Raw genomic sequence first — 11,587 nt, forward strand, 5'->3', positions numbered from 1 at the left:
TCGGACCGCAACCGGGTGGGGGAAGGACCGGGCCGGCCGCGCCGCGTGTCCCTCCGGGAAGAGGGCGCGTCCCTTCGATGACGCGCCGCCGTGAAAAAAATAGCTTTTTTGCTCCGGGCCGGCAAGGGAGGCCGGTGGCGACATTTGTCCCGGCAAGGACCGGCCGGCCGGCGGCGGCGAAAGGGCCCATCCCGGCAAGCGCCCCGGCTCCGGGGAAAATCTCCCCTGCCTCGCCGGATTCCGGCCGCGGGTCACAATGTCCCGCCCGGCCCGCGGGGTGGGTAAAATGGCCTTGCGCCGGCCGCCTCCCTAGCCTTGCCGTTTTCGCAGCCGGGCCAGCCGGGCGGCCAGACGCGGCTCCATGCCCTGGTCCTTGGCCGTGTAGAACTGGCGGCCGACCAGTTCTTCGGGCAGGTAGTCCTGTTCCACCCAGGCCTCGGGATAGGCGTGGGGATACTTGTACCCCTTGCCGAACCCCCACTCCCGCTGGAGGCGGGTGGAGGGATTGCGCAGATGCAGGGGCACGGGCTTCAGGCCCCCCTGCATGATCTCTTTTTTGGCGGAGAGATAGGCGGCGTAGGTGGTGTTGCTCTTGGGGGCCAGCGCCAGGTAGACCACGGTCTGGGCCAGGGGAATGAACCCCTCGGGCATGCCGATCCGCTCCACGGCCTCGGCCGCCGAAACGGCCAGGGGCAAGGCCATGGGGTCGGCCAGCCCGATATCCTCGGAGGCCGAGATCATAAGTCGGCGGCAGCAAAAACGCGGGTCCTCGCCCGACTCCAACAGGCAGGCCAGGTAATAAAGGGCCGCATCCGGGTCGCTGCCCCGGATGGACTTGATCATGGCCGAGGCCAGCTCGTAGTGGGAATCCCCGTCCCGGTCGCCCCGGGCGAGGGCTTCGGGCAGGTGCTTTTTAAGCTCCTCCGGAGCCCGCTTCTCCTCGGGCAGGGCGGCCACGAATTCCACGAGGTTTAACAGCGTGCGCCCGTCGCCCGAAGACAGAAGGGCAATGGCGTCGAGGCTCTCCCGGGCCAAGTCCAGGCCGGCCGCCTTGGCCCCGCGCTCGGCCAGGAGCATCAGCTCGCCGTGGGAAAGCGGCCGCAGCCGCAGGACGTGGAGCCGGGAGAGGAGCTGGCGGGTCACGGAAAAAGAGGGATTTTCCGTGGTCGTGGCCAAAAGCACCATCTCGCCGGTCTCCAGAAGCGGCAGGAAAAAGTCCTGCTGGGCCTTGGAAAACCGGTGCAGCTCGTCGAGGATCAAAATTTCCTTGCCCTTGATGAGCTCCCGAAGCGTGGCCAGGCCGGCCTCGGGCGCGCTGACCCGCACGTAGGGCCGGCCCTTGGCCCGGGCCAGGATCAGGGCCAGCGTGGACTTGCCGCAGCCCGGCGGCCCGAAAAGGAGCAGGCTCGGCAGGCGCGGCGCGGCCAGCATGGTTTCCAGGCGGGAAATGACGTGAGTCTGGCCCACGAAGTCGGTGAGCGACTGGGGCCGTATCCGTTCGGCCAGGGGCCGCTTTTCGTTGCCAAGCAAATCCATGGATGCCTTTCTTGCGGTATTTGGCGGTCCGGCCGCCCCGATGGGCCGGGGTGGGCCGGACCCGGGTTATCGCCCTGGCGCCCGGACCGGTTCCGGCGCGCTTTCCAGGCCGACCGTCCGGTCCGGGCCGGTGGCCGCGGCCACCAGTCCGGCCAGGGAACGGTGGCGGACCATGAACCGGGAGGCCCCGTCCGCCGGTGTCTCCAGGACCATATCCACGTCGGCAGTGCGCCACAGGCAGACTGCCAGTTTGGCCGTATCGCGGCAATAGCCCGGCCCGTAGGCCCGGGTCAGGCGCTCGCGGAGCCCGGGCCCGTCGGCCGGGTCGGCCAGGGCGGCGGACAGGGAAAAAAACCGTTCCTCGAAAAAGGCCAGCACCGGCTCGGCCAGGGCGATGCCGAGAAACGTTTCGGTCTGGTCGGGGCGGGTGAAAAACCGCAGCCTGCCGGCCACGTCGTCCGGCAGCGGCACGGCCACGGCCACGAGACCGGCCGGCGGCGGATCGCCAAAGGCCAGTCCGGCCGCCCCGGGCGGCGGTTCGACCGGCCGGGAACAGGCCGCCATTGCGGCCACGAGGGCCAGGCCAAGCCATCCCCGGATTCCCGATCGCGCCATGCCCACCTCCGGCCATTTTTCCGCTTGCCGCATCGCCCCGGCCGGGCGTGGCCGGAAACTACACCACAGTCCCGTTCAAAGCACGTAGATTTTTCAACCGCAACATCAATTTCCCCAAAAACAACACGGGCGACGACTGCAGACACTCGAAAATATCAACAGGTATTCCAAAAAATCAACAGTGCAGAAACATATTCATGAAAAATAATTCATTGCACTATCATTGGATACGCTTCCAGTACTATGGATTGTTAAAAATAGTTCACCTGGTTGACCCCAAGCCGAACGGTGCTATTGTGCGCCACCTCCCCAATGATGTTTTCATGCGATCGTCACACAAGGCCGGCAGCGGACAGCCTTTCTTCTTGCCTGACCAGGCAAGGGGTTGCGGCTCCGACCCGGCGCCCAGCCGTTCCGGCCCGGTGTCCCGCCGCCCTGGAGCGGCACCCAGCAACCGCCAACCGTTCATGAGGCGACAATGGCGTCATTTTCCGTACGAAGCTTTCTGTCCCGTCTGCTGCAAGGAAGCCGGGCCCACGGCCTGGCCCTGTCCCTGGCCCTGCTGGTCCTTCTTGGCGGCGCGGCCGGGCTGTCCGTTTTTTTCCCCGCACAGCCGCAGCCGGTCTTCCAGGGACCGCCGGCGCTCCTCGTCGAAGCCTGCCCGCCCTGGGCCGACGCCCTCTGCGAACCGCGCGACAACCTGTTTGCCCGCACCGAGGAGGATCCGTCCGAAGAGGTGCTCTCCGGCGCGGTCAAGTCCGGCCAGACGCTCGGCGGCATCCTCGGCGACTACCTGGACGCCGGCCTCCTGGCCGCCCTCCGCGACCCGGCCGACGCTTCCCTGGCCCGCATCCAGCCCGGCCAGCCCTACCGGCTCACGGTCCGCGACCAGGAACTCGTTTCCTTCGAGTACGAAATCAGCCCCACCGAGACCCTGGTCATCGACAGCGCGGCCGGCAAGCTCCTGGCCCGGGTGGAGACCAAAGAGCAGGAGACCCGGCAGGCGGTGCTGGCCGGCACCGTGGACTCAAGCCTCTTTCAAGCCGTGGAAGCGGCCGGCGGGGACGCCGGGACGGCCGCGGCCCTGGCCGAGGTCTTTGCCTGCGACATCGATTTCTGCAACGACGTGCAACCGGGAGACACCTTCCGGGCCGTGGTGGAAAAACGCTACGTGGACGGGAAATTCATCGGCCTGGGGAGGGTGCTGGCCGCCCGGTTCACCAACCAGGGCAAGACCCACGAGGGCTTCGCCCTGCCCGTGGCGGCCGGGCGCACGGAATATTGCGACGCGTCGGGCCGGCCGCTCCGCAAGGCCTTCCTGCGCGCACCCTTGTCCTTTCTGCGCATCACCTCGGGTTTTAGTGGCTCGCGCCTGCACCCCATCCTCAATGTGCGCAAGGCCCATTTCGGCGTGGACTACGCCGCCCCCACCGGCACTCCGGTCTGGAGCGTCGGCGACGGCGTGGTGGTCGAGCGGGGCCGCAACGCGGCCGCCGGCAACTACGTCACCGTGCGCCACGGCGCGACCTGGGTCACCCGCTACAATCACCTGAGCCGCTTCGCCAAGGGACTCGACAAGGGGACCAAGGTCGCCCAGGGCGAGACCATCGGCTACGTCGGCCAGACCGGCCTGGCCACGGGGCCGCACCTGGATTTCCGCATTTACAAAAACGGCCAGCCCGTCAACGCCCTGGCCAATCCGGAAATGCAGGCCGATCCCCTGCCCGCCGCCCGGCTGGCCGCGTTCAAACGGGAAGCCGGGCGGCTGGCCGCCCTCCTCGACCGCGATCCCGAGTCCAAGGTCCTGGCTGATCGCGAACCCAAAAACGTGCGGCGCCTTCAGTAGGCCAGGCGCTCCAGGATGACGTTGCTGACCAGAAAGCCGTTTTTGGTCAGCCGCAGGTGGCCGGCGCTCAGGCGGATCAGGTCCTTTTGGCGCAGGGCCGTGACAAGCGCCTCGTTATCCTTGATGAAGTCGCGGCCCGTGGCCTTGCGGTAGGCGGCCAGACGCAGGCCCTTGGCCGTACGCAAGGACAGCATGACCATTTCCCGGACCCGCTCGGCCGGGGTGAGCGCCTCGGCCGCCTGGCCGCATTTGCCCGCCCTGGCCAAGGCCGCCCACTGGCGCACGTCTCCCGGATTCTCGAACCGAAGGCCCCCCAGGGTCGAAACCGCCCCGGGCCCGAGGCCCAGGTAGTCCCTGCCCTCCCAGTAGCCCGAGTTGTGGCGGCTCATGAAACCCATACGGGCGAAATTCGAGATCTCGTACTGCAGGTAGCCCTGCTCCTCGAGAAACTCCGCGCCGTGCACGAACATCCGCCCCTGCTCGCCCTCCGGGGGCAGGGCCACCCCCCCGGCGGCCACGTCCTCGGCCAGGGGCGTGCCGGGCTCGACGGTCAGCCCGTAGCAGGACAGGTGCTCGGGCCGCAGGTTGACCGCGACCTTGAGCGTCTCCAGCCAGGCCGCCTCGCGCTGGCCCGGCAGGCCCCAAATGAAATCCAGGCTGATGTTTTTAAACCCCACCTGCCGGGCCAGGCCATAGGCCGCCACCGCCCCGGCCGCGTCGTGGGGGCGCCCCAGAAACCGCAGGTCCGTGTCCGACAGGCTCTGCACCCCAAGACTCAGGCGGTTGACGCCATACTTCAAGAGGGACTTTAAGTACTGCCCGTCCAGGGCCGAATCCGGATTGGCCTCGAAAGTCCACTCCACGGCCGGGTCCAGGTCGAAGTGCCGCCCGATCTCGGGGATGATCCTGGAAAGGGCCCACGGCGGGAGCAGGCTCGGCGTGCCGCCGCCGAAATAGACCGTCTCCACCCTGGGCCGGCCGAGCTTTTTCCCCCAGTGCCGCATCTCCAGCGGCAGCGCGGCCGCAAAGACCTCGACCTCGGCCATGTCCATGGGCCTGGAGACGAACGAGCAGTACCGGCACTTGCCCCGGCAAAACGGTACGTGGATATAGAGCAGCATGGCGATGCCCCGTCCTTAGGCGCAATCGCGGACGGTCGCAAGTTGCGAGGGTGCGGGGGAGGAAGATGCCTCCGGCGGGCGGGGGGGATCATCCCCCCCGGACCCCCTGGGCGGGGTTTTGGGTAGACATGAGGGAGTGTGGTCGTGGGCGGGGGCGTCGCCGGCTTGATTGCGGCTAGGCAGGCCCCCCTATTCGGGAGGGTCCGGGAGGGGGTGACCCCCTCCCGGCCGCCGGAGGCATCTTCCCTCTCCCCCCATCCCGCCTCCTACTTCCCTTCCAGCGCCCCTACCGCGCGCAAGGCCTCGTAGAGCACGACCGAGGCGGCGTTGGCCAGGTTGAGGCTGCGGACCTGTCCCCAGATGGGGATGCGCAGTCTGGCTCCGGCGGTGTCGAGGAGGGATTCGGGCAGTCCCCGGCTTTCGGTGCCGAAAACCAGGGCGTCGTCCGGCCGGTAGGCGAAGACGTGGTAGGCGGCGGGCGTGTGGCCCCGGTTTCCGGCCGTGGTGGCCACGATGCGGGACTGCGGCCGGGCCGCGCGGAAGGCGTCGAAGTTGTCCCAGACGGTCAGGTTGACGTGGGGCCAGTAGTCGAGGCCGGCCCGCTTCAGGTAGCGGTCGGCCAGGGAGAAGCCGAGCGGCTTGATGAGGTGGAGCGGAGTCTTGGTCGCCGCGCAGAGCCTTGCGACGCTGCCGGTGTTCTGGGGGATTTCCGGCTCGAAAAGGACGACTTCGATCACGCCGTCTCCTTGGTGTAGGGCATGTCCTTGCGGTAGACGGTGCCCTGGAAGGCGGCCACGGCGTCGCCGGCGTCGTTGGTGATGGTGATGGCGTAAGTGGCCATCTTGCCGCCGAGCGAGACTTCGCGGGCTTCGGCGTAAAGCGTCTTGCCCGTGCCGGCCTTGACGTAGGAGATGGACGCGGCCACGGCCAGGCTCAGCTTGCCGTGGCTGTTGGCGGCCACGGCAAAAGCCAGGTCGGCCAGGCTGAAGACGGCGCCGCCGTGGGCGACGCCGGCCCCGTTCTTGTGGCGGTCGGTCAGGTCCATGGCGGTCTTGGCATAGCCCGGCGCGGCTTCAACCAGGCGGATGCCGAGGAGGCCGGCAAAAGGGTCGCGTTCGAGAAACCACTGCATATCCATGCGGAAATCCTTTGGCTGTGGTGGGCTTTTCCTTAAAAGGTCGGGATGAAACGCCGGGGGGAGTCGTTTGTCAAGCCGGGGGAATGGGGCTATAGTCATGGCCTGCCCAATCCCTACGGAGGCTGCCATGGTGCGTTTTGCGCTCCCTGCCCTGCTGGCCCTGCTTCTCTGGGCCGTGCTGTCGGCCTGTCCGGCCGCCGTGGCCCTGGCCGCGCCCCCGGGCCCGGCCGATCTGGCCCGCTTCATCGAGACGTCCAAAAAGACCATCGCGGACTACGAGAAGACGATCCTGGCCTACGACGCCGAGATGCGCGCGACCGTGGCCAACGATCCGGCCTCGGCCAGGCGGCGCGAGGAGATCCGCATCCTCAAGCAGTACTACGTGCACGAGATCGAGGGGCAGAAGGCGAAGATCGCGGACTCCTACGCCAAGATCCAGGACTTCCGGACCCGTGGCATCCAATAGGCCACGCAGGGCAAAACAAAAACGCCCCGCAAAGCGAGGCGTTCCGTTTGGTGTCGGTGGTGGGCGATCGGGGATTTGAACCCCGGACTTCCACCGTGTGAAGATGGCACTCTAACCGCTGAGTTAATCGCCCGTCGAAGAATGTATGTGGGTCCCCCTGATTTGGCAAGACATTTTTTCAAAAATCGGTAAGATTTGTTCCCGCGACACCTGAGGAAAAAGACAAAACCCTTAAATAAAAGGACAAAGCATCGATGCGACTGCTCGTGACCGGCGGATGCGGCTTTATCGGCTCCAACTTCATCCGCGACATGCTGGCTCGCCATGACGGACTGACCATCGTCAACCTCGACGCCCTGACCTATGCCGGCAACCGCCAAAGCCTGGCCGACGTGGAGGCCGCCTACGCGGACCGCTACGTCTTCGCCCGGGGCGACATCGCCAACAGCGAACTGGCGCTCCACCTCTTCGAGGAACATAACATCGAGGCGGTGGTCAATTTCGCCGCCGAAACCCACGTGGACCGCTCCATCTCCGACGCCTCGCCGTTTGTCCGCACCAACGTGGCCGGCACCCAGAGCCTTCTCGACGCGGCCCGGCTTTACGGCATCCGCCGCTTCGTCCACGTCTCCACCGACGAGGTCTACGGCACGCTGGGGCCGGACGGGAAGTTTTCCGAGGAGACGCCGCTGGCCCCCAACAGCCCCTATTCGGCCAGCAAGGCCGGAGCCGACATGCTGGTGCGGGCCGCCCACGAGACCTACGGCATGGACACGGTCATCACCCGCTGCTCCAACAACTACGGGCCGTTCCAGTTCCCGGAAAAGCTCATTCCGCTCATGTTCTCCAAGGCCGTGGCCGAGGAGCCCCTGCCGGTCTACGGCGACGGCCTCAATGTCCGCGACTGGATCTACGTCATCGACCACTGCCGGGGCGTGGAACTGACCCTTCTCAAAGGCCGGCCGGGCGAGGTCTACAACTTCGGCGGGGACGCGGAAAAACCCAACATCGAGGTGGTGCGCACCATCCTCGCCGCCCTCGGCAAGCCCGAAAGCCTCATTCGCTTCGTCACCGACCGGCCCGGCCACGACCGCCGCTACGCCATGGACTTCACCAAGGCCACGCGGGAGCTGGGATTTCGGCCCGAATACGACTTCGTGCGCGGCATCCGGGAAACCATGGACTGGTACCGCCAAAACGGCGCCTGGCTCGAAAGCGTCCAGAGCGGGGCCTACCGCCAGTTCATGGACAAATGGTACGGGGAGCGGGCATGAGCGAAACTCTCGAGAAAGGGCGCGCCATCGTTCTTGGCGGCAAGACCGGACTGCTCGGCCGCCCTCTGACCCAGGCCCTCGCCGAGGCGGGGTTTGCCGTGCGGCCGACCACCCGCACGGAACTCGACCCCTTTGACACCGAGGCCGTCTCCCGGGCCCTGGCCGATTTTTCCGCCACCCACCTCTTCAACACCGTGGCCTACACGGCCGTGGACGCGGCCGAGGACGACACGGAGGCAGCCTATCGCCTGAACCGCGACCTGCCGGCCGGCCTGGCCCGGGCCTGCGACGCGGCCAGGGCTATGCTCGTCCACTACAGCACGGATTTCGTGTTTCGGGGGGACAAGGCCACGCCGTACACGGAAGAGGACCCGACCGGCCCGGAATCGGTCTACGGGGCGAGCAAGCTGGCCGGGGAGCAGGCCATCCTCGAAACCGGGCTTTTGCGCTACCAGATCCTGCGCACGGCCTGGCTCTTCGGGCCGGGCAAGAAGAACTTCGTGGCCACCATCCTGGGGCTTGCCGCCACACGCGAGGAGTTGCGGGTGGTCGGGGACCAGATCGGCTCCCCCACCTCCACCCTGGACCTGGCCGGCTGGTCGGCGGAGCTCGCCGCCACGGGCAAGTCCGGCATCTTCCATGCCGCGGGCTCGGGCCATGCCAGCTGGTGCGAACTGGCCGCCGAGGCCGTCAGCGCCGCCGGGCTGCCGTGCCGGGTGGTGTCCATCCCCTCGTCGCAGTATCCGCAAAAGGCCAAGCGGCCGGCCTATTCCGTGCTCTCCACGGCCAAGCTGGCCGGAACCATCGGCCGGGAGCCGAGGCCCTGGGTCCAGGCAGTGCGGGACTACGTCTATTCGCAGGAACAGTCGGACGATTGAGCGGCGGTCTCGATGGGCAGGGTGAAGCAAAAGACCGCGCCCTGCCCCGGCTGGCATTCCACCCAGATGCGGCCGCCGTGGGCGGTGACGATGCCTTCGGCGATGGCCAGGCCGAGGCCGAGGCTCTTTTCCCCGGCCGTGGGCCGGGCGGACAGGCGTTCGAAGGGCTTGAACAGGCGGTGGCGTTCCTCGGGCAGGATGCCCGGGCCCTGGTCGTGGACCCGGATCACGGCCTCGCCGGCGGCGGCCTCGAGTTCCACGCGGACACGGGATTTGGGCGGGGAAAACTTGACGGCGTTGGACAGCAGGTTGTCGAGCAGCCGGGCCACCAGATCGGGATCGAAGGCCATGACCGGCAGCGGCGCCACGTCGGCCTCGAGCCGGATGCCCTTTCCCGAGGCCGTGGCCTCGGCCAGGCGGGCCCGCTCCATGATCAGGCCGTCCAGATGGGACATGACGAGCGACGGCTCCAGGCGGCCGGTCTCCAGGCGGGTCAGGTCCTGCATGTTGGCGGCCAGCGTGCAAAGCCGGCGGCCGGCCTGGCTGATGACCGCGGCCATCTCCCGGACCTCGCTGCCGACCTGGCCGCACACGCCGTCGAGGATCAGGTTGGCCGCGCCGACGATGCCGCCGGCCGGGCTTTTGAGGTCGTGGGCCAGCATGGAGAGGAACATCCGGCGAAGCCGCTCCAGACGCTTGATCTCGAGCATCCGCTCCACGGCCTCGACCCCGTGGAGCACCCGGCAGTAGAGCTCCTCGCGTTCGAAGGGTTTGTGGAGATAATCGTCGCCGCCGTTTTTGAGAAATTCCGCCGAGATGGCCCGGGGCGCCTTGCCCGAGATGCCGATGAGGCAGACCTCCCGGTGGCGAAACCGCCGCCGGATGGCCCGGGTCAGCTCCACGCCGTTCTGGTCCGGCATTTCGTAGTCGATGATGACGGCCGTGATGTCCGGCCGCTGCTCCAGGATGCGCATGGCCAGGCCGGGCGAGCCGGCCATGTGGACGCGAAACTGGTAGCGGCGCAGCTGGCGGCGCAGGTGGACCCGCATGAAGGCGGAGTCCTCGACCACCAGGATGCGGGCGCCCCGGTTCTTGAGCAGCCGGTCCACATACCGGGCCACGCCTTCGGGCTCCTCGGCGTCGGCCACCACGAAATCGATGGCGTCGAGCGCTTCGGCCTTTTCCCGCAGGGCCGGCGTGTAATGGTCGGCCACGGCCAGCCAGGGAATGCCTTCCGTGGCCGCCACCCCGGCCAGCCGTCCCACGGCCGCGTCCGGCAGGCCAAGATCCACCACGCTCAGCAGGAAGCCCTGGCGTCCGCCACCGGCGAGCAAGGCCGTGGCTTCGTCCGCGTCCCCGGCCCGCACGGCCCCAAGACCCGAAATGTCGGCGCAGTGGCGGACAACGGCTGTGGCCAAAACGGCGCTGTCTGAGACAAGAAGAATTCGCGGGTCGGACATGGGCTGGGGTACGTCTCCCGGGAAGCGTTTCAGAAACCTACCAAACGTAAAATTGCAGAGCAATGCCGAATATCAAGAAAAACAAACTGAGCCCCCCCTCAGCCTCCCGCCTTGCCCCGTCCGGCCGGTCCCGTTAAAAGACCCGGATGGTTTCCGTGGTCCTTCCGGCGCGAAACGCGGCCGCCACCCTGCCTGCCGCCCTGGCGAGCCTGGCCGGCCAGACCGCGTCCGATTTCGAGGTCGTGGCCATAAACGACGGTTCCGACGACAACGGGGCCACCCGGGCCGTGCTCGCCGCCTTTGCCGCCAGGGATGCCCGGTTCCGGGTGCTCGACCGGCCCCACGGCGGGATCGTGGCCGCCCTGTCCGCCGGGCTCGCCGCCGCCCGGGGCCGCTACATCGCCCGCATGGACGCCGACGACCGCTGCCATCCCCGGCGCCTCGAACGGCAAGCCCGCTTCCTGGACGAGCACCCCGGGATCGGCCTGGTCTCCTGCCTGGCCGGGTTCGGCGGCGATCCCGTGGCGGCCCGGGGGTATCTCGCCCACCTCGACTGGGCCAACGCCGTGCGAACGCCCGAGGCCATCCGGCTGGGGCTTTTCCGGGAATCCCCCCTGCCCCACCCCACGGTCATGTTCCGGGCCGGGCTGCCCGGCCGTTTCGGCGGCTACCGGCAAGGCGATTTTCCCGAGGACTACGAACTGTGGCTGCGCTGGAGCGAGGCCGGCGTGGCCATGGCCAAGGTGGCGCAGACCCTTTACACCTGGAACGATCCGCCGGGCCGGCTTTCGCGCACCGATCCCCGCTACGGGGCGGACGCGTTTCACCGGATCAAGGCCGGGTATCTGGCCCGGCACCTCGCCCGGGCCAACCCGCACCATCCCGGCATCATCGTGGCCGGGGCCGGCCGCATCACGCGCCGCCGGGCCGAACACCTGCTCGCCCACGGCGTGGCCATCACCGCCTGGCTCGACATCGACCCGCGAAAGGTAGGCAAGACGGTGGCCGGCCGGCCGGTCCTCCATCTCGACGACGTGCCCGGCCCCGACACCTGCTTCGTCGTGCCGTACGTGGCCAGCCGGGGGGCGACCGAGTACCTGTCGGCCGTGCTGGAAGCCCGGGGCTTCGTGCTCGGCCGGTCCTACCTGCCGGCGGCCTGACCCCGGCCATGGCCGATCTTGCTTTTCACGCCGGACTCTCCTAACAGGGGAAACAAAGCGGCGTGCGCCTTGCGGCGCGTATTCCCCGTTCCC

11 protein-coding genes and 1 tRNA gene are annotated in these 11,587 nt (G+C 67.9%); 5 read left to right on the plus strand and 7 right to left on the minus strand.

Annotated elements, in window-relative coordinates; all coding sequences use genetic code 11:
• Positions 1-309 precede the first annotated feature (309 nt).
• Together DFW101_RS05455 and DFW101_RS05460 are read right to left on the minus strand one after the other, a co-directional pair.
• Complete coding sequence (locus DFW101_RS05455) at positions 310-1,536, minus strand: replication-associated recombination protein A (protein ID WP_009180518.1); 1,227 nt, start codon at positions 1,534-1,536, stop codon at positions 310-312.
• Between the two features lie 66 nt (positions 1,537-1,602).
• Positions 1,603-2,151, minus strand: coding sequence for a hypothetical protein (locus tag DFW101_RS05460; protein ID WP_009180519.1), 549 nt, complete (start codon positions 2,149-2,151; stop codon positions 1,603-1,605).
• 478 nt (positions 2,152-2,629) lie between these two features.
• Between DFW101_RS05460 and DFW101_RS05465 the strand changes: the two genes are divergently transcribed.
• Complete coding sequence (locus DFW101_RS05465; protein WP_009180520.1) at positions 2,630-3,997, plus strand: M23 family metallopeptidase; 1,368 nt, start codon at positions 2,630-2,632, stop codon at positions 3,995-3,997.
• Here the strand turns inward: DFW101_RS05465 and hemW are convergent.
• From hemW to DFW101_RS05480, 3 genes are all read right to left on the minus strand, one after another.
• Positions 3,991-5,118: a radical SAM family heme chaperone HemW gene (hemW, locus tag DFW101_RS05470; protein ID WP_009180521.1), complete on the minus strand. Its 1,128-nt coding sequence runs from the start codon at positions 5,116-5,118 to the stop codon at positions 3,991-3,993. The genes DFW101_RS05465 and hemW overlap by 7 nt on opposite strands.
• A gap of 266 nt (positions 5,119-5,384) precedes the next feature.
• Positions 5,385-5,855 carry a tRNA (cytidine(34)-2'-O)-methyltransferase gene (locus DFW101_RS05475; RefSeq protein WP_009180522.1) on the minus strand — a complete coding sequence of 157 codons (471 nt, stop codon included), beginning with the start codon at positions 5,853-5,855 and terminating at the stop codon, positions 5,385-5,387.
• Complete coding sequence (locus DFW101_RS05480; protein ID WP_009180523.1) at positions 5,852-6,256, minus strand: PaaI family thioesterase; 405 nt, start codon at positions 6,254-6,256, stop codon at positions 5,852-5,854. The genes DFW101_RS05475 and DFW101_RS05480 overlap by 4 nt, the downstream gene beginning before the upstream one ends.
• A gap of 127 nt (positions 6,257-6,383) precedes the next feature.
• Between DFW101_RS05480 and DFW101_RS05485 the strand changes: the two genes are divergently transcribed.
• Positions 6,384-6,722 carry a hypothetical protein gene (locus tag DFW101_RS05485; protein ID WP_009180524.1) on the plus strand — a complete coding sequence of 113 codons (339 nt, stop codon included), beginning with the start codon at positions 6,384-6,386 and terminating at the stop codon, positions 6,720-6,722.
• 57 nt (positions 6,723-6,779) lie between these two features.
• Here DFW101_RS05485 and DFW101_RS05490 read toward each other — a convergent pair.
• Positions 6,780-6,855: transfer RNA gene (locus tag DFW101_RS05490), tRNA-Val, on the minus strand.
• Positions 6,856-6,976: 121 nt separating this feature from the next.
• Between DFW101_RS05490 and rfbB the strand changes: the two genes are divergently transcribed.
• Positions 6,977-7,996, plus strand: coding sequence for a dTDP-glucose 4,6-dehydratase (rfbB, locus tag DFW101_RS05495; protein WP_009180525.1), 1,020 nt, complete (start codon positions 6,977-6,979; stop codon positions 7,994-7,996).
• Positions 7,993-8,874, plus strand: a complete 882-nt coding sequence (gene rfbD, locus DFW101_RS05500) for a dTDP-4-dehydrorhamnose reductase (protein ID WP_009180526.1) — start codon at positions 7,993-7,995, stop codon at positions 8,872-8,874. The genes rfbB and rfbD overlap by 4 nt, the downstream gene beginning before the upstream one ends.
• Here the strand turns inward: rfbD and DFW101_RS05505 are convergent.
• A complete protein-coding gene (locus tag DFW101_RS05505; protein ID WP_009180527.1) occupies positions 8,847-10,334 on the minus strand; it encodes a hybrid sensor histidine kinase/response regulator in 1,488 nt (495 codons plus the stop codon). The two genes, rfbD and DFW101_RS05505, sit on opposite strands and share 28 nt — an antisense overlap.
• 146 nt (positions 10,335-10,480) lie before the next feature.
• On the opposite strand from DFW101_RS05505, the gene DFW101_RS05510 reads away from it, so the two are divergent.
• On the plus strand, positions 10,481-11,494 hold the full coding sequence (locus tag DFW101_RS05510) for a glycosyltransferase (RefSeq protein WP_009180528.1): 1,014 nt from the start codon (positions 10,481-10,483) through the stop codon (positions 11,492-11,494).
• Positions 11,495-11,587 lie beyond the last annotated feature (93 nt).

The organism is Solidesulfovibrio carbinoliphilus subsp. oakridgensis (assembly GCF_000177215.2).
In the GTDB taxonomy this organism is placed as follows: Bacteria; Desulfobacterota; Desulfovibrionia; order Desulfovibrionales; family Desulfovibrionaceae; genus Solidesulfovibrio; species Solidesulfovibrio carbinoliphilus.

Bases quoted from the DNA above. Each gene is read 5' to 3' on its own strand.
- hemW (WP_009180521.1), bottom strand. From the start codon at position 5,118: ATGCTGCTCTATATCCACGTACCGTTTTGCCGGGGCAAGTGCCGGTAC.
- DFW101_RS05480 (WP_009180523.1), bottom strand. From the start codon at position 6,256: ATGGATATGCAGTGGTTTCTCGAACGCGACCCTTTTGCCGGCCTCCTC.
- DFW101_RS05455 (WP_009180518.1), bottom strand. From the start codon at position 1,536: ATGGATTTGCTTGGCAACGAAAAGCGGCCCCTGGCCGAACGGATACGG.
- rfbD (WP_009180526.1), top strand. From the start codon at position 7,993: ATGAGCGAAACTCTCGAGAAAGGGCGCGCCATCGTTCTTGGCGGCAAG.
- DFW101_RS05510 (WP_009180528.1), top strand. From the start codon at position 10,481: ATGGTTTCCGTGGTCCTTCCGGCGCGAAACGCGGCCGCCACCCTGCCT.
- DFW101_RS05460 (WP_009180519.1), bottom strand. From the start codon at position 2,151: ATGGCGCGATCGGGAATCCGGGGATGGCTTGGCCTGGCCCTCGTGGCC.
- DFW101_RS05465 (WP_009180520.1), top strand. From the start codon at position 2,630: ATGGCGTCATTTTCCGTACGAAGCTTTCTGTCCCGTCTGCTGCAAGGA.
- DFW101_RS05505 (WP_009180527.1), bottom strand. From the start codon at position 10,334: ATGTCCGACCCGCGAATTCTTCTTGTCTCAGACAGCGCCGTTTTGGCC.
- rfbB (WP_009180525.1), top strand. From the start codon at position 6,977: ATGCGACTGCTCGTGACCGGCGGATGCGGCTTTATCGGCTCCAACTTC.
- DFW101_RS05485 (WP_009180524.1), top strand. From the start codon at position 6,384: ATGGTGCGTTTTGCGCTCCCTGCCCTGCTGGCCCTGCTTCTCTGGGCC.